Annotated in this window: 18 protein-coding genes; 14 read left to right on the plus strand and 4 right to left on the minus strand. The window is 60.3% G+C overall.

The window, feature by feature from the left end; genetic code table 11:
* The first annotated feature begins 24 nt into the window (after nt 1-24).
* The 10 genes from rlmN (at nt 25) to KVQ82_RS06755 (ending at nt 11,031) form a co-directional block, all read left to right on the plus strand.
* Entirely contained in the window at nt 25-1,173 is a 1,149-nt protein-coding gene (gene rlmN, locus KVQ82_RS06710; RefSeq protein ID WP_086791708.1) for a 23S rRNA (adenine(2503)-C(2))-methyltransferase RlmN, read from the plus strand.
* Nucleotides 1,174-1,185: 12 nt separating this feature from the next.
* Entirely contained in the window at nt 1,186-1,944 is a 759-nt protein-coding gene (gene pilW / locus KVQ82_RS06715) for a type IV pilus biogenesis/stability protein PilW (RefSeq protein WP_086791709.1), read from the plus strand.
* A complete protein-coding gene (locus KVQ82_RS06720; protein ID WP_222018464.1) occupies nt 1,944-2,981 on the plus strand; it encodes a RodZ family helix-turn-helix domain-containing protein in 1,038 nt (345 codons plus the stop codon). Before pilW ends, KVQ82_RS06720 begins: the two co-directional genes overlap by 1 nt.
* Before the next feature lie 3 nt (nt 2,982-2,984).
* Nucleotides 2,985-4,094, plus strand: coding sequence for a flavodoxin-dependent (E)-4-hydroxy-3-methylbut-2-enyl-diphosphate synthase (gene ispG / locus KVQ82_RS06725; RefSeq protein WP_025109215.1), 1,110 nt, complete (start codon nt 2,985-2,987; stop codon nt 4,092-4,094).
* A 36-nt stretch (nt 4,095-4,130) separates the two neighbouring features.
* A complete protein-coding gene (hisS, locus tag KVQ82_RS06730) occupies nt 4,131-5,420 on the plus strand; it encodes a histidine--tRNA ligase (protein WP_222018465.1) in 1,290 nt (429 codons plus the stop codon).
* A gap of 41 nt (nt 5,421-5,461) precedes the next feature.
* Nucleotides 5,462-6,103 (plus strand): tetratricopeptide repeat protein, encoded by a 642-nt coding sequence (locus KVQ82_RS06735; protein WP_007964436.1) that lies wholly within the window; start codon nt 5,462-5,464, stop codon nt 6,101-6,103.
* Nucleotides 6,096-7,247 carry an outer membrane protein assembly factor BamB gene (gene bamB, locus KVQ82_RS06740; protein WP_047296334.1) on the plus strand — a complete coding sequence of 384 codons (1,152 nt, stop codon included), beginning with the start codon at nt 6,096-6,098 and terminating at the stop codon, nt 7,245-7,247. The genes KVQ82_RS06735 and bamB overlap by 8 nt, the downstream gene beginning before the upstream one ends.
* Before the next feature lie 135 nt (nt 7,248-7,382).
* Nucleotides 7,383-8,855 (plus strand): ribosome biogenesis GTPase Der, encoded by a 1,473-nt coding sequence (gene der, locus KVQ82_RS06745; protein WP_041071834.1) that lies wholly within the window; start codon nt 7,383-7,385, stop codon nt 8,853-8,855.
* Between the two features lie 248 nt (nt 8,856-9,103).
* Complete coding sequence (locus tag KVQ82_RS06750; protein ID WP_108183716.1) at nt 9,104-10,252, plus strand: pyridoxal phosphate-dependent aminotransferase; 1,149 nt, start codon at nt 9,104-9,106, stop codon at nt 10,250-10,252.
* Nucleotides 10,240-11,031 (plus strand): amidohydrolase, encoded by a 792-nt coding sequence (locus KVQ82_RS06755; RefSeq protein ID WP_222018466.1) that lies wholly within the window; start codon nt 10,240-10,242, stop codon nt 11,029-11,031. The genes KVQ82_RS06750 and KVQ82_RS06755 overlap by 13 nt, the downstream gene beginning before the upstream one ends.
* Before the next feature lie 144 nt (nt 11,032-11,175).
* On the opposite strand, the gene leuA is transcribed toward KVQ82_RS06755, so the two are convergent.
* From leuA to KVQ82_RS06775, 4 genes are all read right to left on the minus strand, one after another.
* Nucleotides 11,176-12,855 carry a 2-isopropylmalate synthase gene (gene leuA / locus KVQ82_RS06760; protein ID WP_222018467.1) on the minus strand — a complete coding sequence of 560 codons (1,680 nt, stop codon included), beginning with the start codon at nt 12,853-12,855 and terminating at the stop codon, nt 11,176-11,178.
* 477 nt (nt 12,856-13,332) lie between these two features.
* A complete protein-coding gene (locus tag KVQ82_RS06765) occupies nt 13,333-14,157 on the minus strand; it encodes a peptidoglycan DD-metalloendopeptidase family protein (RefSeq protein ID WP_007964447.1) in 825 nt (274 codons plus the stop codon).
* 3 nt (nt 14,158-14,160) lie between these two features.
* A complete protein-coding gene (gene xseA / locus KVQ82_RS06770; RefSeq protein ID WP_222018468.1) occupies nt 14,161-15,540 on the minus strand; it encodes an exodeoxyribonuclease VII large subunit in 1,380 nt (459 codons plus the stop codon).
* A 131-nt stretch (nt 15,541-15,671) separates the two neighbouring features.
* Entirely contained in the window at nt 15,672-16,559 is an 888-nt protein-coding gene (locus KVQ82_RS06775; RefSeq protein WP_222018469.1) for a LysR family transcriptional regulator, read from the minus strand.
* A gap of 100 nt (nt 16,560-16,659) precedes the next feature.
* Here KVQ82_RS06775 and KVQ82_RS06780 point away from each other — a divergent pair, with 100 nt between their 5' ends.
* From KVQ82_RS06780 to guaA, 4 genes are all read left to right on the plus strand, one after another.
* The gene (locus tag KVQ82_RS06780; RefSeq protein WP_222018470.1) at nt 16,660-17,427 is read left to right on the plus strand and encodes a sulfite exporter TauE/SafE family protein; all 768 of its coding nucleotides are present in this window, start codon (nt 16,660-16,662) and stop codon (nt 17,425-17,427) included.
* A 136-nt stretch (nt 17,428-17,563) separates the two neighbouring features.
* On the plus strand, nt 17,564-18,112 hold the full coding sequence (locus tag KVQ82_RS06785) for a hypothetical protein (RefSeq protein WP_041071848.1): 549 nt from the start codon (nt 17,564-17,566) through the stop codon (nt 18,110-18,112).
* 195 nt (nt 18,113-18,307) lie between these two features.
* A complete protein-coding gene (gene guaB, locus KVQ82_RS06790) occupies nt 18,308-19,777 on the plus strand; it encodes an IMP dehydrogenase (RefSeq protein ID WP_041071849.1) in 1,470 nt (489 codons plus the stop codon).
* A 100-nt stretch (nt 19,778-19,877) separates the two neighbouring features.
* Nucleotides 19,878-21,455 carry a glutamine-hydrolyzing GMP synthase gene (guaA, locus tag KVQ82_RS06795; RefSeq protein ID WP_041071851.1) on the plus strand — a complete coding sequence of 526 codons (1,578 nt, stop codon included), beginning with the start codon at nt 19,878-19,880 and terminating at the stop codon, nt 21,453-21,455.
* The last annotated feature ends 35 nt before the right edge of the window (nt 21,456-21,490 follow it).

The raw sequence follows: 21,490 nt of genomic DNA on the forward strand, positions 1-21,490 counted from the left end.
TGCTTAAAGAGTGAAGGTGAATCCATGACGACATCGACTGTTAAAACAAACCTGCTGGGTCTGACCCAGCCGGAAATGGAAAAATTCTTCGACTCAATCGGGGAGAAGCGTTTCCGTGCCGGTCAGGTAATGAAATGGATTCACCATTTTGGCGTCGATGATTTCGACGCCATGACGAACGTCAGCAAGGCCTTGCGCGAAAAGCTCAAGGCTGTTGCTGAGGTCCGTGGTCCCGAAGTGGTCAGCGAGGACATTTCCAGCGACGGCACCCGCAAATGGGTGGTGCGCGTGGCGTCCGGCAGCTGTGTCGAGACCGTGTACATTCCCCAGGGCAAACGCGGCACGCTGTGCGTTTCGTCCCAGGCAGGCTGTGCCCTGGACTGCAGTTTCTGCTCCACCGGCAAGCAAGGCTTCAACAGCAACCTCACCGCCGCCGAAGTCATCGGTCAGGTGTGGATTGCCAACAAATCCTTCGGCAGTGTTCCCGCCACCATCGACCGCGCCATCACCAACGTGGTGATGATGGGCATGGGCGAACCGCTGCTGAACTTCGACAACGTCGTGGCCGCCATGCATCTGATGATGGATGACCTCGGTTATGGGATCTCCAAGCGCCGCGTGACCCTGTCCACTTCGGGCGTGGTGCCGATGATCGATGAGCTGGCCAAGCACATCGACGTCTCCCTGGCGTTGTCCCTGCACGCACCGAATGACGCATTGCGTAACCAATTGGTGCCGATCAACAAGAAATATCCGCTTAAGATGCTGCTCGAGTCGTGCCAGCGTTACATGTCCGCCCTGGGCGAGAAACGCGTGCTTACCATCGAGTACACCTTGCTCAAGGACGTCAACGACAAGCTTGAGCACGCCGTGGAAATGATCGAGCTGCTCAAAGACATTCCGTGCAAGATCAACCTGATTCCGTTCAACCCGTTCCCGCATTCCGGTTACGAGCGGCCAAGCAACAACGCCATTCGTCGGTTCCAGGATCAGTTGCATCAGGCCGGCTTTAACGTCACTGTCCGCACCACCCGTGGTGAAGACATCGACGCTGCGTGTGGTCAATTGGTAGGGCAGGTGCTGGATCGCACCCGTCGCAGCGAACGTTACATCGCCGTGCGCGAGTTGAGCGCCGACAGCGATATGGCACAGAACGCCGCGAACACTAACTAAGAGAGGATCTCTATGTCCCTACGCTTTGCGCTGCTGTTGCTGATGGCCAGCCTGTGTGCTGGTTGTGTCCTGTCGGGTGACTACAACCCGATGAAGACCAGCAAGGGCCGCGACGAAGCGCGTGCCGCCTACGTGCAGCTGGGACTGGGATACTTGCAGCAAGGGATGACCGAGCGCGCCAAGGTGCCGCTGAAGAAGGCGCTGGAGCTGGACGGCTCCGATCCTGATGCCAATGCTGCCCTCGGGCTGGTGTTCCAGGCCGAAATGGAGCCGAAACTGGCCGATGAGCATTTCCGCAAAGCCCTGTCCTCGCGTCCCGCCGATGCACGAATCCTCAATAACTACGGCAGTTTTCTCTACGAAGAACAGCGTTACAAGGAAGCCTACGAGCGTTTTGAGCAGGCAGCCGCCGATACCCTGTATCCTGAGCGTTCGCGGGTGTTCGAGAACCTCGGCATGACCGCCTCGAAGCTCGGGCAGCGGGATCTGGCGCAGCAGCAACTGGAAAAAGCCCTGCGGCTGAACCGTCAACAACCGCGCGCTTTGCTGGAAATGGCTGAGTTGTCCTTCGAAGACAGGCATTATGTGCCCGCGCGTGACTATTACGACCGTTTCAGCCTGCTAACCGAGCAAAATGCACGTAGTCTATTGCTCGGCGTTCGGCTGGCAAAAGTGTTTGAAGATCGCGACAAGGCCGCCAGTTACGGCCTGCAATTAAAACGACTCTATCCCGGTACGCCGGAATATCAGCAATACCTGTCGGAGCAATGATGAAAGCGGCGCATCCCGAAGTTGTAGCAGCGACTCGCGTTAATCCCGGTGAGACCTTGCGCCAGGCACGCGAAAGCAATGGCTGGTCGCTGGCCGAAGTGGCCCTCAAGCTCAACCTCACCGTGACTTCCCTGAGCAATCTTGAAGCTGGCGCTTTCGATAAGCTGCCAGGGCATACCTTCGCTCGCGGTTACATTCGCGCTTACGCCAAGTTGCTTGGCATGGACCAGACCGTTCTGGTCCAGCAGTTCGACCAGTCCACCGGCACTGACTCACAAGGCAGCAATGTGCATGCACTGGGTCGTATTGAAGAGCCGGTGCGGGTATCCCACACCATTTTGCGGATCGTCAGCCTGCTGTTGCTGATTGCGGTCATCGGCGGCGGTTTCGTCTGGTGGCAGGATCAGACCTCGCTGCGCACCAAGGATTTGACCAGCCTCGCCCCGGAGCACGTTGAAGTCGAAGGCGCCGACGGCACCACGCAGATTCACCCGATCGACGAGCCGGAAGATCAGGCCGTGGCCGAAGGTCAGGCCGAGGGCGCGACTGCTCTGGCGCTGCCACAGTCGGAAACCACCGCTGAATCGACCGGTGCCGAGCCTGCCGCTCCGGCCGCGGCTCCAGCAGCACCGGCCGTAACGCCAGCCGCCCCGGCTCATACTCCGGCTCCGGTGGTTGCCACTCCGGCTACACCTGCACCGAACGTTCCGGCTGCTCCGGCGCCGGCCGTGACTGCGCCAGCGGTTGCGGCCACCCCAGCGCCAACCGCAGAAGCGGCGGCTGCTCCGGCGGCCGGCGATGGCCAGGTACAGTTGCAGTTCAGCGCCGATTGCTGGGCACAGGTCACCGACGGTCGCGGCAAGGTATTGTTCAGCGGTCTGAAACACAAAGGCGACAGCGTCTCGGTTTCCGGCAAACCGCCACTGGCGGTACGCCTGGGTGTGGCTCGTGCCGCACAGGTCAGCTACAACGGCCAACCGGTCGATATCGCTCCGTTCACCAGTGGCGAGACTGCTCGCCTGAAGTTGGGTCAATAAGTCATGCACGGCGAATCTCCAATCAAACGTCGCGTTTCGCGCAAGATCTGGGTCGGTAATGTGCCTGTCGGCGGCGATGCGCCCATCGCTGTGCAGAGCATGACCAACAGCGACACTAATGATGTGGCGGCCACCGTTGCCCAGATCAATCGTCTGGAAGCGGCTGGCGTCGACATCGTCCGCGTTTCGGTGCCGGACATGGACGCCGCGGAGGCGTTTGGCAAGATCAAGCAACTGGTCAAGGTGCCGCTGGTTGCCGACATCCACTTCGACTACAAGATCGCGCTGCGCGTCGCCGAACTGGGCGTTGACTGCCTGCGCATCAACCCGGGCAACATCGGTCGTGAAGACCGTGTGCGCGCGGTGGTCGATGCCGCCCGTGACCGCGGGATTCCAATCCGCATCGGCGTCAACGCCGGTTCCCTGGAAAAAGACCTGCAGAAGAAATACGGCGAACCGACTCCGGCTGCACTGGTCGAGTCCGCGCTGCGTCACGTCGAGCACCTCGAACGCCTGAATTTCCAGGACTTCAAGGTCAGCGTGAAAGCCTCCGACGTGTTCATGGCCGTTGAAGCCTACCGTCTGCTGGCCAAGGAAATCGTCCAGCCGCTGCACCTGGGCATCACTGAAGCCGGTGGTTTGCGTTCGGGCACAGTGAAATCCGCCGTGGGCCTAGGTATGCTGCTCGCCGAGGGGATTGGCGATACTATCCGCATCTCGCTGGCGGCCGATCCGGTCGAGGAAGTGAAGGTCGGTTACGACATTCTCAAGTCTTTGCATCTGCGTTCCCGTGGCATCAACTTCATCGCCTGCCCGAGCTGCTCGCGGCAGAACTTCGATGTGGTCAAGACCATGAACGAGCTGGAAGGGCGCCTTGAAGACCTGCTGGTGCCGCTGGATGTCGCGGTGATCGGTTGCGTGGTCAACGGCCCCGGCGAAGCCAAGGAAGCCCATATCGGCTTGACCGGCGGCACGCCAAACCTGATTTACATCGACGGCAAGCCGTCGCAGAAACTGACGAATGACAATCTGGTGGACGAGCTGGAAAAGCTGATCCGCGAGAAAGCGGCCGAGAAGGTCGAAGCTGACGCAGCGGTCATCGCGCGCGGCTGACCTGACTGAAGCGCCGAACGAATTTAAGGATTTAAAGTGAGCAAGTCTCTGCAAGCCATTCGTGGCATGAACGACATCCTGCCCGAACAGACCCCGCTGTGGCGTTATTTCGAGGGTACAGTCGCGCGTCTGCTGGATAACTACGGTTACAAGCAGATCCGCATGCCGATTGTCGAATTCACCGAGCTGTTCAAGCGCTCGATCGGTGAAGTGACCGACATCGTCGAAAAAGAGATGTACACCTTCGAAGATCGCAACGGCGACTCCCTGACCCTGCGTCCGGAAGGCACCGCAGCGTGTGTGCGTGCGGTGCTCGAGCACGGCATCACCGGCGGTGGCCAGGTGCAGAAACTCTGGTACATCGGCCCGATGTTCCGTCACGAGCGTCCGCAGAAAGGCCGTTATCGCCAGTTCCACCAGATCGGTCTGGAAGTGTTCAACCTCGACGGCCCGGACATCGATGCCGAGCTGATCATCATGACCTGGCGCCTGTGGGGCGAACTGGGTATCCGTGATGCGGTCAAGCTCGAGCTCAACAGCCTGGGTACCAGCGAATCCCGTGGTCGCTATCGTGAAGCGCTGGTCGAGTACCTCTCGGCGCACCACGACAAGCTCGACGAGGACAGCCAGCGTCGCCTGAAAACCAACCCGCTGCGCGTGCTCGACACCAAAAATGCCGACACTCAGGCGGTATTGGTCGATGCGCCGAAAATGGCCGACTACCTGGACGACGAGTCCCGTGCGCACTTCGAAGGTCTGAAGGCGCGTCTGGACGCGGTTGGCATCCCGTACGTGCTCAACCCGAAACTGGTACGTGGCCTCGATTACTACAGCAAAACCGTATTCGAATGGGTCACCGACAAGCTCGGCGCCCAGGGCACTGTCTGCGCGGGCGGTCGTTACGACGGTCTGGTCGAGCAGATGGGCGGCAAGCCGACCGCTGGCGTCGGTTTCGCCATGGGCATCGAGCGTCTGGTGTTGATGCTCGAAACCCTGGAGCAGATCCCGGAAGAAATCTCCCGTCAGGTCGACGTCTACCTCTGCGCCTTTGGCGAGCAGGCCGAACTGGCCGGTCTGGCCCTGGCCGAGCGTGTACGTGACCAGCTTCCAAACCTGCGTCTGCAAGTCAATGCCGGCGCCGGCAGCTTCAAAAGCCAGTTCAAGAAAGCCGACAAGAGCGGTGCGCTGCATGCACTGATCCTGGGTGACGACGAAATGGCCCAGCAAGTGGTAGGTTTCAAACCCCTGCGTGGCCAGGGCGAACAACAAAGCATTGCCTGGGATGCGCTTGCCGCTCACCTGGCCACCTGCGTCGTGCAGGGTTGAAGCTGTCCAAACAGCCGATTTAGCGATTAAGGAGTATTGGGGTGTCGAGTACCGAAGACGAACAGTTGGCGGATTTGAAGGACTGGTGGACACGCAACGGCAAACCTCTGGTCACCGGCGGCCTGTTGGCGCTGGTCATCGTGTTCGGCTGGCAGGCTTTTCACAAGTATCAGAGCAACCAGTCGCAAGGCGCCTCGGTGCTCTATCAGCAACTGCTGGAAACCACGCTGACTCCGGATGGCAAGCCTGACGCTGCACGCGTTGCGGACCTGGCCGGCAAGCTCAACAGCGAATTCGGCGGCACCGCGTACGCGCAGTACGGCAGCTTGTTCGTGGCCAAGGTAGCGGTCGACAGCGGCAAGCTTGACGACGCCGCCACCGAACTCAAGGCCATCGTTGCCAAACCGGCCAACCCGGCGCTGGGCGAAATCGCCCGTCAGCGTCTGGCTCAGGTGCTGGGTGCGCAGAACAAGGCTGATGAAGCCTTGAAGCTGCTCGACGGCGATGCCGATAAGGCGTTCCTGGCCACTCGCGAAGAACTCAAGGGTGACTTGCTGGTTCAGTTGGGTCGTACCGACGAGGCGAACACCGCTTATCAAAAAGCCAAGGCGGCACTGTCGGATGAAGCGGCAGTCGGTGGCCTTCAAATCAAGCTCGACGACCTGGCCAAAGGGGATGCGTGACGTGATCCGTTGGAAGCATGCAGCATTGCTGGCTCTGGCCATTCTGGCCGCGGGTTGCAGCAGCAACAGCAAAAAAGAACTGCCACCGGCCGAGCTGACCGACTTCAAAGAAGAAGTGGTTCTGCAAAAGCAGTGGAGCCGTTCGATCGGTGACGGTCAGGGCGAAACCTATAACATGCTGGTTCCGGCGATTGATGGTGACACCATCTACGCGGCCGATGTGACCGGCATTGTTATGGCCATGGATCGCGGCAATGGCGACGTGAAGTGGAAAAAGGATCTTGAACTGCCTGTTTCCGGCGCCGTTGGCGTGGGTTACGGTCTGGTCACGATCGGTACCCTCAAGGGTGAAATCGTTGCCCTCGACGCCATCAACGGCGAAGAGAAGTGGCGCGCCCGGGTTTCCAGCGAAGTCCTCGCGCCGCCGGCCAACAACGGTGACGTTGTCGTGGTGCAGACTCAGGACGATCGTCTGATCGGTCTGGACGCTGCCACTGGCGACCGTCGCTGGACTTACGACAGTACCCCTGCGGTCCTGACCCTGCGCGGCACCAGCGCACCCGTCGTGACCAACCGCCTCGCGGTGGCTGGCCTGTCGACTGGTAAAGTGGTTGCCCTGGACATTTCCAACGGCGTGCCGGTCTGGGAGCAGCGCGTTGCGATTCCAACCGGTCGTTCCGAACTGGAGCGCGTGGTCGACATCGACGGCGGTCTGCTGCTGTCCGGTGAAACCCTTTACGTTGCCAGCTATCAGGGCCGCGTCGCGGCACTCGATCTGCAAAGCGGCCGTCAACTCTGGCAGCGCGATGCATCGAGCTATGCCGGTGTTGCCCAGGGTTTCGGCAACGTTTACGTGAGCCTGTCTTCGGGCACCGTTGAAGGCGTTGACGAGCGTTCGACCACTGCGCTGTGGAGCAACGACTCGCTGGCTCGCCGCCAGCTGTCGGCGCCGGAAGTGTTCTCCAGTTACGTAGCCGTCGGTGACCTGGAAGGTTACCTGCACCTGTTGAGCCAGGTGGACGGTCGTTTTGTGGGTCGTGAGCGTATCGACAGTGACGGCCTGCGTGCCCGTCCGCTGGTGGTGGGCAACACGATCTATGTGTATGGCAACAGCGGCAAACTGGAAGCCCTGACCATCAAGTAACAACTATGCTTGGGGTTAACCCCCAAGCGGCCCCGGATTTCCGGGGCTTGCAGCGCTAACCGGCGTTGCCCCGAGCACCAGCCGCTGCCTCGCAGCGGCTTTTGTATTTTCTGAAATAACGAAGTGGAGAGCCGCATGGTTCCCGTAATCGCCCTGGTGGGCCGACCGAACGTCGGCAAATCCACCTTGTTCAACCGCCTGACCAGGACTCGCGACGCCATCGTCGGCGACTTGTCCGGTCTGACCCGTGATCGCCAGTACGGTGAGGCCAAGTGGCAAGGGCGTTCCTACATTCTGATCGACACCGGCGGTATCTCCGGTGACGAACATGGTATGGACGAAAAAATGGCCGAGCAGTCGCTGCTGGCCATTGAAGAAGCGGATGTTGTGCTGTTCCTGGTAGATGCCAAGGCCGGTTTTACCGCCGCCGACCAGATGATCGCCGAACACTTGCGCAAGCGTAACAAGCGTTCCCACGTGGTTGCCAACAAGGTCGACAACATCGACCCGGAAATGGCCCGCGCTGAATTCGCCCCGCTGGGCATGGGCCACGCGATCCCGATCGCCGGTGCTCACGGCCGTGGTATCACTCAACTGCTGGAAGCGGCACTGAGCGATTTCCCGCGTGACGAAGACGAGCCGCAGGAAGGCGAAGAGGAAGAGATCGTCGCCGAAGGTGAGGAAGCCAAGCGCATTCCTGGCCCGAGCGAAAAAGACGGGATCAAGATCGCCATCATCGGCCGTCCGAACGTCGGCAAGTCGACCCTGGTCAACCGCATGCTCGGTGAAGACCGCGTCATCGTCTATGACCAGCCCGGCACCACCCGCGACAGTATCTACATCCCGTTCGAGCGTAACGACGAGAAGTACACGCTGATCGACACCGCCGGTGTGCGCAAGCGCGGCAAGATCCACGAAGAAGTCGAAAAATTCTCCGTGGTCAAAACCCTGCAGGCGATCAAAGACGCCAACGTGGTGATCTTCGTGATGGACGCCCGCGAAGGTGTGGTCGATCACGACCTCAACCTGCTGGGCTTTGCCCTCGAAGCCGGCCGTGCGCTGGTGATCGCGATCAACAAATGGGACGGCATGACCCCGAGCGAGCGCGACTTCGTCAAGGTCGAGCTGCAACGTCGTCTGTTCTTCGTCGACTTCGCCGACATCCACTTCATCTCGGCATTGCACGGTACTGGCGTGGGCAACCTCTATGCCTCGGTGCAGAACTCGTTCAAGTCCGCGGTCACCCGCTGGCCGACCAGCCGCCTCACGCAGATTCTCGAAGACGCGGTCAGCGAGCACCAGCCGCCGATGGTCAACAGCCGCCGGATCAAGCTGCGTTACGCTCACCTGGGTGGTGCGAACCCGCCGATCATCGTGATCCACGGTAACCAGATCGAGAAAGTGCCGAAGTCGTATGTGCGCTATCTGGAGAATACTTACCGCCGTGTGCTGAAGCTGGTCGGTACGCCGATCCGCATCGAGTTCAAGGGCGGCGAAAACCCGTACGAAGGCAACAAGAACACGCTGACCGACCGCCAGGTCAACAAGAAGCGTCGCTTGATGTCGCACAACAAGAAAGCCAGCAAGAAACGTCGCGACAAGAAGTGATCAAGTTGATTGTTTCCACAATTGTGTGGGAATGCTCAACCGCTTCTGTAGGAGCTGCCGCAGGCTGCGATCTTTTGACTTTGCTTTGAAGGCAAGATCAAAAGATCGCAGCCTGCGGCAGCTCCTACAGGGTTCGGCGATAAGAAGGGTGCTCAGTTGAGCGCCCTTTTTTTATGGGCGCCGGATGGGCTATTCTCGGGCTCTCCCGCGCCGCCGTCAGAGCCGGGTGTAGAGCAGGGAACCCCTCGATGATCACCAGTAAGTTGCCGAACGTCGGCATCACTATTTTCACGCAGATGTCTCAGCTCGCGGCACAGACCGGAGCGATCAACCTGTCCCAGGGTTTCCCTGACTTCGACGGCCCGCAATCCCTGCGTGACGCGGTCGGTCGACATATCGCCAGCGGCCACAACCAGTATTCACCGATGACCGGCCTGCCGGCGCTGCGCGAGCAGATCGCGGCGAAGATCGCGCGCAGCTATGGCGTGAAAGTCGATGCCGACAGCGAAGTGACCGTCACGCCGGGTGCGACCCAAGCGATATTCTGTGCGATTCAGGCGGTTATCCACAGCGGCGACGAAGTCATCGTGTTCGACCCGTGCTACGACAGCTATGAACCGGCGACGCAGTTGGCGGGGGGGCGCTGCGTGCATGTGCAACTGAACCCGGATGATTTCTCCATCGATTTCGACAAGCTCGCCGCGGCCCTCAGCCCGCGCACGAAAATGATCGTCATCAATACCCCGCACAACCCGAGCGGAGCGCTGATCAGCCGTGCCGAACTGGATCAACTGGCAGAGTTGATCCGTGGGCGCGACATCTACCTGATCAGCGATGAAGTCTACGAACACCTGGTGTTTGACGGCGTGCCGCATGTCAGCGTGTTGGCCCACGAAGAGCTGTATCAGCGTGCGTTTGTGGTCAGTTCGTTCGGCAAGACCTACCACGTCACCGGCTGGAAAACCGGCTACGTGGTTGCGCCCCCGGCGCTGACCGCCGAGCTGCGCAAGGTGCACCAGTACGTCAGTTTCTGCGGCGTGACGCCGCTGCAATACGCCCTGGCCGATTACATGGCCGAGCACCCGGAGCACGTTGAAGAGCTGCCGGGTTTCTATCAGGCCAAGCGCGACCTGTTCTGCGATTTGCTGACACCGTCGCGTTTCACCTTCACCCGCGTCACCGGCACGTATTTCCAGCTGGTCGACTACTCGCAGATTCGCCCTGATTTGAACGACGTCGACATGGCGATCTGGATGACCCGCGAACATGGCGTGGCGAGCATTCCGGTGTCGGTGTTCTATCAGAATCCACCGCAAGGCCAGCGCCTGGTGCGCCTGTGCTTCGCCAAACGCGAGGAGACGCTGCGCGAGGCAGCGGCAAAACTATGCGTGATCTGAGTGCATTGCCCGATCTCAATCTGGCGCTGATCCAGACCAGCCTCGCCTGGCATGACCGTCAGGCCAACCTTGAGCACTTCGACGTGCTGCTGGAGCAGGCCCGAGGCGCCGACCTGATCATCCTGCCGGAGATGTTCACCACCGGTTTCTCCATGGAATCGGAGACCCTCGCCGAAGCCGAGCATGGCCCGACCCGCAAATGGATGAAGGCGCAGGCCGCGAAGCTCAATGCAGTGATCACTGGCAGCGTGATCATTCAGGCGGCGGATGGCAGCCATCGCAATCGCCTGCTGTGGGCGCGCCCGGACGGAGAAGTCTGGCATTACGACAAGCGCCACCTGTTCCGTATGGCGGGTGAGCACAATCACTACACGCCCGGCGAGCGTCAGGTGCAGTTCGAACTCAAGGGTTGGCGGATTCGGCCGTTGATTTGCTACGACCTGCGTTTCCCGGTGTGGAGTCGCGACGCGCAGGACACCGATCTGCTGCTGTACACCGCCAACTGGCCAGGTGCGCGGCGTCTGCACTGGAACCGCTTGTTGCCGGCGCGGGCGATCGAAAACCTGTGCTACGTGGCGGCGGTGAACCGGATCGGCACCGACGGCAAGGGCTTTGCCTATACCGGCGACAGTCAGGTGCTGGATTTCCAGGGCGAGACCTTGCTGGCGGCGGGGGAGGCCGACGGCGTGTTCAAAGCAGTGCTGGAATCGGCACCACTGGCGGCGTATCGCGAGCGCTTTCCGGCGAATCTGGATGCGGATACCTTCGAGTTCACCTGAAAAGCCAAAGATCGCAGCCTGCGGCAGCTCCTACAGGATGTACGCTGTCCCGATGTAGGAGCTGCCGAAGGCTGCGATCTTTTGATCCTCAACAAAAAGGCCCCGGCGTTTGCACTCCGGGGCCTTTTGCATGTCAGCGAAGGCTTAAGCTGCTTTCGCCTCAGGCTGGCTCAGCGAGCGGTTCAGGGCACTGAACAGCGCCTTGAAGCTGGCGGTGGTGATGTTTTCATCAATGCCCACACCGTGCACCGCACGTTCACCGTTCAGGCGCAGCTCGATGTAAGCCGCTGCCTTGGCGTTGGTGCCTGCGCCGATGGCGTGTTCGTTGTAGTCCATGATCTCCACCGGGATCGGCAGGCCGGCCACCAGGGCTTCCAGCGCACCGTTGCCCTTGCCGCGCCAGTGCAGGTTGGTTTCGCCCTGACCCTTGCTCGCCACTTCCACTTCAACGGCACTGTTGCCGTTTTCTTCCTGCAGACGATGGCTGACCAGCGCGTACGGGGTGTTGGCTTGCAGGTATTCGCTGATCAACAGCGAGTGGATCTGCTTGGCGGTCATCTCCAGGCCGAGGCGGTCGGTTTCACGCTGCACGACCTGGCTGAACTCGATCTGCATGCGACGTGGCAGGCTGATGCCGTATTCCTGCTCCAGCAAGTAGGCGATGCCGCCCTTGCCCGACTGGCTGTTGACGCGGATCACCGCTTCGTAGCTGCGACCGATGTCGGCCGGGTCGATCGGCAGGTACGGCACTTCCCACAGGGTGTCCGGTTTCTGCTGGGCGAAGCCCTTGCGGATCGCGTCCTGGTGCGAGCCGGAGAAGGCGGTGTGGACCAGGTCGCCGACGTACGGGTGACGCGGGTGCACCTGAATCTGGTTGCACTCTTCGACGACTTTGCGCACGCCGTCGATATCGGAGAAGTCCAGCTCAGGGTCAACGCCCTGGGTGTACATGTTCAGTGCGACAGTAACGAGGTCGACGTTACCGGTGCGCTCGCCGTTGCCGAACAGGCAGCCTTCGACGCGATCCGCACCAGCCATCAGGCCCAGCTCGGTGGCGGCGACGCCGGTGCCACGGTCGTTGTGGGTATGCAGGCTGATGATCACGCTGTCACGACGGTTGATGTTGCGGCCGAACCATTCGATCTGGTCGGCATAGACGTTCGGCGTCGCGCATTCAACGGTGGCTGGCAGGTTGAGGATCATCTTGTGCTCAGGAGTCGGGTTCCAGACCTCGATCACCGCGTCACAGACTTCCTTGGCAAACTCCAGCTCGGTGGCGCTGAAGGTTTCCGGCGAGTATTCGAACGTCCACTCGGTGTCCGGCTGCATCGCCGCGTATTTGACGAACAGCTTGGCGGCGTTCACTGCGATGGCCTTGATGCCGTCCTTGTCCTGGTTGAAGACGATGCGACGGAAAGACGGCGAGGTGGCGTTGTACAGGTGAACGATGGCTTTCTTCGCCCCGCGCAGGGATTCGAAGGTGCGCTCGATCAAGTCTTCACGGCCCTGGGTCAGCACCTGAATGGTGGTGTCGTCCGGGATGTGGCCTTCTTCGATCAAGGTACGCACGAAGTCGAAGTCGGTCTGCGAAGCGGCCGGGAACGAGGCTTCGATTTCCTTCACGCCGACTTGCACGAGGGTTTTCCAGAAGCGCAGCTTTTTCACCGCGTCCATTGGCTCGATCAGCGACTGGTTGCCGTCACGCAGGTCGGAGCTGCACCAGATCGGCGCGGCGTCGATGGTTTTCGACGGCCAGGTGCGATCCGGCAAGTTGATGACGGGAAACGCGCGGTATTTCGAAGACGGGTCTTTGAGCATGCTCATCGGGAAATTCCTTATTGTCTGGGCCGAAAAGAGGCGGCCTGCCGGTGGAACGAATGTTCGGGAAAACGCTTGGGACGAGGCGCAGCGATTCAGCCCGGCAGTCGTGCGCTGACGAGGCACAGACTGCGGTGCTGGCGAAGCTGAATAAGGGTGTGAGAGGTTTTCATGCCTTCAACCCTAACCGCGAGGGAAGAGGATGGCAAGCAGTCGAAAAAAATTGAGAGGAATACTCGAAATACTGGATTTTGCAGAATTTTATTGCGTGTAATTCGGTGGTTCTTGTCGATGTTTGCGTAAGGTCAGATTGGGGCGCAATTGATGTTGGGCGGGTGTCAGTAGTATTTTCGGATTGGATAGACCGCATTCGCGGGCAAGCCCGCTCCCACAGTGTCCATGTCGTACACGAATATTATGTACACCCGAGAAACCTGTGGGAGCGGGCTTGCCCGCGAAGAGGCCCGTGTCCTCAACACAAATTCAAGGTTGAAATGCACCAATGAAAATCGCCGGATCCACCCGCGCATCATTCAGGCTGATGTTCCAGTGCATGTGCGGTCCGGTCGCCCGCCCGGTCGAGCCGACCTTGCCAACCACGGCGCCACGGGCCAGTTGATCGCCGACCTTCACATCGATTTTCGACATGTGGCAGAACATGCTGATAAAGCCCTGTCCGTGATCGACAAACACTGTGTTGCCGTTGAAGAAGTAGTTGCCGGTGAGGATCACTTTGCCCGCCGCCGGGGTCTTGATCGGCGTGCCTGCCGGCACCGCAAAGTCGAGGCCTGCATGCGGGTTGCGTTCTTCGCCATTGAAGAAGCGGCGCACACCGAACTTGCTCGACAGCGGCCCGTTGACCGGTTTGTCCAGCAGCAGGTTGCTCGGGGTATTCGGACTGAAGCTGCGGTAGGCCTTGATCTGCTCGGCCAGCTCACCCTCGATGCGCTTGAGGTTGGCCGGATTCGGATTGACCTGCTGAGTGTTCTTCAGGGTGATGTGCTGTTCCGGGTATTTCTTGTTGCCGACGGTGAACGGCAGATTGCGTCCGCCGCTGCTGATCTGCTGGCTGCCGGGTTTGACCGTCAGCGGCACGCCGACAATCGCCAGCCAGTTGTTCTGTTCTTTCACCACCAGCACCGGTTTGCCTTGATAGGTGGCTTTCGGTGCCTGCGCGGCGCTGCCCAGATCAACCACCGCCACGCCGCCCGGCACCGGTTTGTTCAGCAGGCGGGTGATGTAGCTGTCAGCGTGGGCGTTGAAGGTGGTCAGGCACAGCAGCAATAACGGAGCGAAAAAGCGCGGCATGGATCAGTCCAGTAAAGAGAGGGTGACAGGCGTCAGGTGATTGTCCTCGACGCGCACTTGCAGTTCGCCTTCGCCCAGTCTGGCTTTCAGACGCTGGCCGGTGTGGGTTTGCGCGGCGTTGCGAATCGCGTGGCCGCGTTCATCCAGCAGAATGCTGTAGCCACGGCCCAGAGTCGCCAGCGGACTGACCACATGCAGCGTCTGCATCTGACTGTGCAGTTGCAGGCGACGGCTTTTCAGGCCTTCGCGCATGGCTCGCGGCAGGCGTTCGGCGAGGCTGTCGAGGCGCTGGCGCAGCATCGCCAGTTGGCGTCCCGGGTGTTGCCCGGCGAGGCGGGTTTCCAGACGGATCAGGCGTTCGCGGCGGGTATTGAGCTGGCGCTCGAAGGCGCGGCGCATGCGCATGTCCAGGTCATCCAGGCGTTGCGCTTGCTGACGCAGACGTTCGCCGGGATGACGCAAGCGACGGGCCATGCCTTCAAGGCGCAGGCGATCGCGCATCAAACGGTCGCGCATGCGCATCACCAGACGCCGCTGCAGGCTTTCCAGCTGACGGATCAGGTGACTCGAATCCGGGGCGAGCAATTCGGCGGCAGCGGAGGGCGTTGGAGCGCGCACGTCGGCCACGAAGTCACTGATCGACACGTCGGTTTCATGCCCGACCGCGCTGACAATCGGCGTCACGCAGGCATCGACCGCCCGGGCCACGGCTTCTTCGTTGAAGCACCAGAGGTCTTCCAGCGAACCACCGCCACGGGCGAGGATCAGCGCGTCGAAACCCCGGGCATCAGCCATTTTCAGCGCGCGGACGATTTGTGCAGTGGCTTCGCGGCCCTGCACGGCGGTGGGGATCAGCGTCAGTTGCACCTGCGGCGCCCGGCGGCGGAACACGCTGATGATGTCGCGAATCACCGCGCCGGTCGGCGAACTGACGATGCCGATGCGTTGCGGATGTGCCGGCAGCGGCACTTTGCGTTCGGCACTGAACAGGCCTTCGGCGCTGAGCTTTTCTTTCAGCGCATCGAAGGCCAGGCGCAGCGCACCGTCACCGGCCGGTTCCACGGTGTCGAGAATCAGTTGATAGTCGCCACGACCTTCGAACAGCGAGACCTTGCCGCGCACCTTCACGGCCAGGCCGTCCTTCAGCGCCTGACGCACCCGCGCTGCGTTATTGCGAAACAGCGCGCAACGCACCTGTGCACCGCTGTCCTTGAGGGTGAAGTACACGTGGCCGGACGCCGGGCGGGCGAGGTTGGAGATTTCGCCTTCGACCCAAATGTTGCTGAACACGTCTTCGAGCAACACCCGTGCGCGGCCGTTGAGCTGGCTGACGGTCAGGACTTCTCGGTCAAGGCCGAGCCTTGCAAAGGGATCTTTAATCATGGGCCGCAGTTTAAAGCTAATTTCCGACGCAATACACGAATCCCTGTAGGAGCTGCCGCAGGCTGCGATCTTTTGATCTTTTTTTGGAGGGAAAGATCGAAAGATCGCAGTCTCGTTTCACTCGTCAGCTCCTACAGGGGATTTGTGAAGGTCTGGATGAAGTGGTGGACCAGCGGCGCAGGGTTCTGGCGATAGGCGAGTGCGACAGTGCTTTGGCAATCGGCATCGCTCAGCGGCAGAAATCGTACGCCGACTGGAGCAATGTCCTGCATCGATTCGGGTAGCAGAGCGATGCCGAATCCAGCCTGGATCAACTGCAACTGCGTCGTCTTGCGTGACATCACCCGCGCCGCTTTGGGAAAAAAGCCCTGACGCATGCACAGGTCGGCACATAGATAACTGAGTCCGCCACGTTGCGGATGCGGGATCGAGATAAACGGCTCGTCTTTCAGTTGCGCCAGTTCGACAGCGGGTGAGTCAGCCAATCGATGTTCATTCGGTACCGCCAATAGCAGGCGTTCGGTGAATAAAGGCTCCATGTGAATGCCCTCACGCTGACGCAACACCGGCAAGCGCAACAAACCAATGTCCAGACGTCCTTCGGCAAGTTCCTCAAGCTGCGCCTCGGAGGACAGCTTGCCGATGTCCAGCGACACGCCATTCTGCTGATCGAGATAAGTGCTGATCCGACGTAATAAATGTCCGCTGATCGACACGGTGCTGGAATGACTCAGGCGCACAGTGCCCACTTGCCCGTTGCCGACTTCGGTCGCCATCGCGCTGGCTTTGCTCAGTTCATTGAGCAGGTTTCTGGCCCGCGGCAAAAAAGCCTCGCCGGCCGCCGTGAGTCTCGGCTGCCGCGCGGTGCGTTCGAACAGCGGCGTTTGCAGGCGGCTTTCCATGTCCTTGATTTGCCGGCTCAGCGCCGATTGCGCGACGAACAAGCGTTCAGCCGCTGCACTGAAGCTGCCACAGTCGGCGATTTCCACGAAGTAGCGCAGTTGACGGGTTGAAAGCACCAGGTATGCCTTTTCGAGATGGGTGGGCGACTTTGATCATATTAGTCGCAAGGCTTGGCGCTGGCTAAAGTCATCTCAGGCTTATAAAGGAAGTGGATCAATGAGTGTGGTTGGGTTGTTGAGCGAATGGACATGGGGCGCAGGCGGCTGGGTGGTGATCGGTTTGGGGATCGCGCTGGCCTATATCGTGTTCGGGATTGCCGGGTTCGGTACGGCGCTGGTCGCGGGGCCGATTCTGATTCTGTTCATGCCGTTGTCGAAAATCGTGCCGCTGCTGGTGCTGCTGGATTTTGTCGCGGCGTTCGGCAATCTGCTGCCCTCGCGCCGGGATGTGGCGAAACCCGAGTTGTTGCGGCTGCTGCCGTGCATGGCGGTGGGGTGCACGTTGGGGGTGATTTTCCTGCTCAACCTCAAATCCGACCTGTTGCTGCTGTTGATGGGGCTGTTCATCAGCACTTATGCGGTTTACAGCCTGTGGGTGAAAACCCGGCCGACGCAGTTGTCCGCCGCATGGGCACTGCCGATGGGCACGGTCGGCGGATTGTTTGGGGCGCTGTTTGGCAGTGGTGGCTTTTTATATGCGATCTATCTCAACAGTCGCCTGCCGAAAGACGCGGCGCGGGCCACGCAAAGTGCGTTGATCAGTTGTAGCACCGTGGTGCGTTTGAGCCTGTTTGCCCTCGCCGGGGTGTATGCCGAGCTACCCTTGTTGATGCTGGCGGTTTGTCTGTTGCCGGCCATGGCGCTGGGCCTGTGGATCGGGCGGCGCTTGACCATGCGGTTGTCGCGTGAAGCGTTTGTACGATTGGTGACCTGGCTGGTGCTGGCCAGCGGGATTGCGTTGATCGGGCGCTATTTCAGTACTTGACCGGATTTCGTCAGGGATTAAGCTGCCGGCCTTTAGGGCCCCTTCGCGGGCAAGCCCGCTCCCACATTGGAATGCATATCCCTGTGGGAGCGGGCTTGCCCGCGAAGGCGTCAGAAGCCATACCGCAGGACTTTCCATGAATTCGCAAAGCATCATCGTCCCGAAAATCTCCACCCTGCCGGTTCACGAACCCCGGGCCCGGGCGATTCTGCGCTGGCTGGTACGCAAGAATATTGTCAAGGAAGAGCTGAGCACCTGCGGTCGCACCGGCAATCGCATGGCGTACGCGATTGCCGACGGCGCACGTGCGGTGGTGCTGCACCCCGAGGCATTGCCTTTTGGCGAGCCGATCAATGGTCTGGAGATCATCGTCAAACGCTGCATCTACACGCCGGCCAAAGGCTTTCTCGAGGAGGCCGGGTGCGCCGAATGCCGCCGCGAAGTCGGCGAAGCGCTGTTCGAAAGCCTCGAAGACTGGTTTCCAGGCCGCACCGACAACTTCACCTGCCCGGAGTGCGGGCATGAAGACGACATCAACGGCTTTCTGTACTTGCAGGAATGCGCGTTTTCCAACCTGGGGTTCATCTTCAACAACTGGTTGGAAGCGGGGTTCAAGCAGAGCTTTATCGATGAGTTCGCCGATTGGCTCGATCAACCTGTCAGCTGGGTAAAAGTCGAACTTTGAGCGTGTAGGAGCTGCCGCAGGCTGCGATCTTTTGACGTTGTTTTTTATAGCCAAGATCAAAAGATCGCAGCCTGCGGCAGCTCCTACAGAAAACAGCAGGCCCCGTACATCAATTAAGCTGAGTTTTACATTGAACAGCAGGGGGTGTCTGACTATAATGGCGCGCTTCCATTTTCCCGCTCGGGAGCCCCCGCGATGCTGCGTATCAGCCAAGAAGCTCTGACATTCGACGACATTCTCCTAGTGCCCGGTTATTCCGAGGTGCTTCCTAACGAAGTCAGTCTCAAGACCCGCCTTACCCGTGGCATCGAGCTGAATATTCCTCTGGTTTCTGCCGCCATGGACACCGTCACTGAAGCCCGTCTGGCAATCGCCATGGCTCAGGAAGGTGGTATCGGTATCATCCACAAGAACATGACCATCGAGCAGCAAGCTGCCGAAGTGCGCAAGGTCAAGAAGTTCGAAGCCGGCGTCGTGAAAGATCCGATCACCATCGAGGCTGATGCCACGGTGCGTGACCTGTTCGAACTGACCCGTCTGCACAACATTTCCGGCGTTCCGGTGCTGCACGATGGCGACCTGGTCGGCATCGTCACGTCCCGTGACGTACGCTTCGAAACCCGTCTGGAAGCCACCGTCCGCGAAGTGATGACGCCTAAAGAGCGTCTGGTCACCGTGCGTGAAGGCGCCGACAAGAACGAAGTCCGCGAGCTGCTGCACAAGCACCGCCTGGAAAAAGTCCTGATCGTCGACGACAAGTTTGCCCTCAAAGGCATGATGACCGTCAAAGACATCGAAAAAGCCAAGGCTTACCCGCTGGCCAGCAAGGACGATCAAGGTCGTCTGCGCGTGGGCGCTGCCGTCGGTACCGGTAAAGACACCGGTGACCGCGTTGCTGCGCTGGTCAACGCCGGTGTGGACGTGGTGGTAGTCGACACCGCGCACGGTCACTCCAAAGGCGTGATCGACCGCGTTCGCTGGGTCAAAGAGAATTTCCCTGAAGTGCAGGTGATCGGCGGCAACATCGCCACCGGCGCAGCCGCCAAGGCCCTGGCCGAAGCGGGTGCCGATGCGGTCAAGGTCGGTATCGGCCCTGGCTCGATCTGCACCACCCGTATCGTCGCTGGTGTCGGCGTGCCGCAAATCAGTGCCATCGCCAACGTCGCCGCTGCCCTTGAAGGCACTGGCGTGCCGTTGATCGCCGACGGCGGCATCCGCTTCTCCGGTGACCTGTCCAAGGCCATCGTCGCTGGTGCTTCCTGCGTGATGATGGGCTCGATGTTCGCCGGTACTGAAGAAGCACCGGGCGAGATCGAACTGTTCCAGGGCCGTTCGTACAAGGCTTATCGCGGCATGGGTTCGCTGGGCGCCATGTCCCAGGCGCAAGGTTCTTCCGACCGTTACTTCCAGGACTCCTCGGCAGGCGCCGAGAAGCTCGTTCCGGAAGGGATCGAGGGCCGTGTGCCGTACAAAGGCACCCTGACGGCGATTATTCACCAATTGATGGGCGGTCTGCGTTCCTCGATGGGTTACACCGGCAGCGCCAACATCGAAGAGATGCGCACCAAGCCTGAGTTTGTGCGGATCACCGGTGCCGGCATGGCCGAATCCCACGTTCACGACGTGCAGATCACCAAAGAAGCGCCAAACTACCGCGTAGGTTGAGGCTTCAAGCAAATCATCAAGCAACCGGGGCTGTTTTATTCAGCCCCGAGTTGTTTCTGAATCACGACTGTTTCTGAATTACTTAAGACGAGACTGAATCATGGCCCTCGACATTCACGCTCACCGCATCCTGATCCTCGACTTCGGTTCGCAATACACCCAACTGATCGCCCGCCGCGTGCGCGAGATCGGCGTGTACTGCGAGCTGCACCCGTTCGACATGGACGAAGATGCGATCCGCGAATTCGCGCCTAAAGGCGTCATCCTCGCCGGCGGCCCCGAGTCCGTACACGAAGCCAACAGCCCGCGCTGCCCACAGGCGGTGTTTGACCTGGGCGTGCCGGTCTTCGGTATCTGCTACGGCATGCAGACCATGGCCGAGCAACTGGGCGGCAAGGTTGAAGGTTCCGAACTGCGTGAGTTCGGTTACGCCCGCGTTGACGTGGTCGGCAAGAGCCGCCTGCTCGACGGCATTGAAGACCATATCGACGCCGACGGCCTGTTCGGCCTCGACGTATGGATGAGCCACGGTGACAAGGTCACCAAGATGCCGGAAGACTTCCACATCCTGGCCAGCACCCCGAGCTGCCCGATCGCCGGCATGTTCAACGACGAGCGCGCTTACTACGGCGTGCAGTTCCACCCGGAAGTGACCCACACCAAGCAGGGCGGTCGCATCCTGTCGCGCTTCGTACTGGACATCTGCGGCTGTGAAGCCCTGTGGACGCCGTCGAAGATCGCTGAAGATGCCATCGCCAACATCCGCGCACAGGTCGGCACCGACAACGTGCTGCTGGGCCTGTCCGGCGGTGTTGACTCCTCGGTGGTTGCGGCGCTGCTGCACAAAGCCATCGGCGATCAGTTGACCTGCGTGTTCGTCGACAACGGCCTGCTGCGTCTGCACGAAGGCGAGCAAGTAATGGCCATGTTCGCCGAGAACATGGGCGTCAAGGTGATCCGCGCCAACGCCGAAGAGCAGTTCCTCAACAACCTGGCTGGCGAAGCCGATCCCGAGAAGAAGCGCAAGATCATCGGCCGTACCTTCATCGACGTGTTCGATGCCGAATCCTGCAAGCTGGACAACATCAAGTACCTGGCGCAGGGCACCATCTACCCGGACGTGATCGAGTCGGCTGGCGCGAAAAGCGGCAAGGCGCACGTGATCAAGTCGCACCACAACGTGGGCGGCCTGCCGGAAGAAATGAACCTGAAACTGGTCGAGCCACTGCGCGAACTGTTCAAGGACGAAGTCCGTCGTCTGGGTCTGGAACTGGGCCTGCCGTACGACATGGTCTACCGTCACCCGTTCCCGGGCCCGGGCCTGGGCGTACGCATCCTCGGTGAAGTGAAGAAGGAATACGCCGACCTGCTGCGTCGTGCCGACCACATCTTCATCGAAGAACTGCGCAAGGCCGACTGGTACCACAAGGTCAGCCAGGCTTTCGTGGTGTTCCAGCCAGTGAAATCGGTTGGCGTGGTCGGCGATGGCCGTCGTTACGCCTGGGTCGTGGCCCTGCGTGCCGTGGAAACCATCGACTTCATGACTGCACGTTGGGCACACCTGCCTTACGAACTGCTGGAAACCGTCTCCGGCCGCATCATCAATGAAATCGAAGGCATTTCGCGCGTTACTTATGACGTGTCGAGCAAGCCGCCGGCGACCATTGAGTGGGAGTGATCCCGCACCAAGTCTGATGGCTTGAACGCTGGCAC

The sequence above is a fragment of the Pseudomonas sp. AO-1 genome, from assembly GCF_019775695.1.
In the GTDB taxonomy this organism is placed as follows: domain Bacteria; phylum Pseudomonadota; class Gammaproteobacteria; order Pseudomonadales; family Pseudomonadaceae; genus Aquipseudomonas; species Aquipseudomonas parakoreensis.

Bases quoted from the DNA above. Each gene is read 5' to 3' on its own strand.
- guaA (WP_041071851.1), top strand. From the start codon at position 19,878: ATGGCCCTCGACATTCACGCTCACCGCATCCTGATCCTCGACTTCGGT.
- der (WP_041071834.1), top strand. From the start codon at position 7,383: ATGGTTCCCGTAATCGCCCTGGTGGGCCGACCGAACGTCGGCAAATCC.
- guaB (WP_041071849.1), top strand. From the start codon at position 18,308: ATGCTGCGTATCAGCCAAGAAGCTCTGACATTCGACGACATTCTCCTA.
- ispG (WP_025109215.1), top strand. From the start codon at position 2,985: ATGCACGGCGAATCTCCAATCAAACGTCGCGTTTCGCGCAAGATCTGG.
- KVQ82_RS06765 (WP_007964447.1), bottom strand. From the start codon at position 14,157: ATGCCGCGCTTTTTCGCTCCGTTATTGCTGCTGTGCCTGACCACCTTC.
- leuA (WP_222018467.1), bottom strand. From the start codon at position 12,855: ATGAGCATGCTCAAAGACCCGTCTTCGAAATACCGCGCGTTTCCCGTC.
- rlmN (WP_086791708.1), top strand. From the start codon at position 25: ATGACGACATCGACTGTTAAAACAAACCTGCTGGGTCTGACCCAGCCG.
- KVQ82_RS06780 (WP_222018470.1), top strand. From the start codon at position 16,660: ATGAGTGTGGTTGGGTTGTTGAGCGAATGGACATGGGGCGCAGGCGGC.
- KVQ82_RS06785 (WP_041071848.1), top strand. From the start codon at position 17,564: ATGAATTCGCAAAGCATCATCGTCCCGAAAATCTCCACCCTGCCGGTT.
- KVQ82_RS06755 (WP_222018466.1), top strand. From the start codon at position 10,240: ATGCGTGATCTGAGTGCATTGCCCGATCTCAATCTGGCGCTGATCCAG.
- pilW (WP_086791709.1), top strand. From the start codon at position 1,186: ATGTCCCTACGCTTTGCGCTGCTGTTGCTGATGGCCAGCCTGTGTGCT.
- bamB (WP_047296334.1), top strand. From the start codon at position 6,096: ATGCGTGACGTGATCCGTTGGAAGCATGCAGCATTGCTGGCTCTGGCC.
- KVQ82_RS06750 (WP_108183716.1), top strand. From the start codon at position 9,104: ATGATCACCAGTAAGTTGCCGAACGTCGGCATCACTATTTTCACGCAG.
- xseA (WP_222018468.1), bottom strand. From the start codon at position 15,540: ATGATTAAAGATCCCTTTGCAAGGCTCGGCCTTGACCGAGAAGTCCTG.
- KVQ82_RS06720 (WP_222018464.1), top strand. From the start codon at position 1,944: ATGAAAGCGGCGCATCCCGAAGTTGTAGCAGCGACTCGCGTTAATCCC.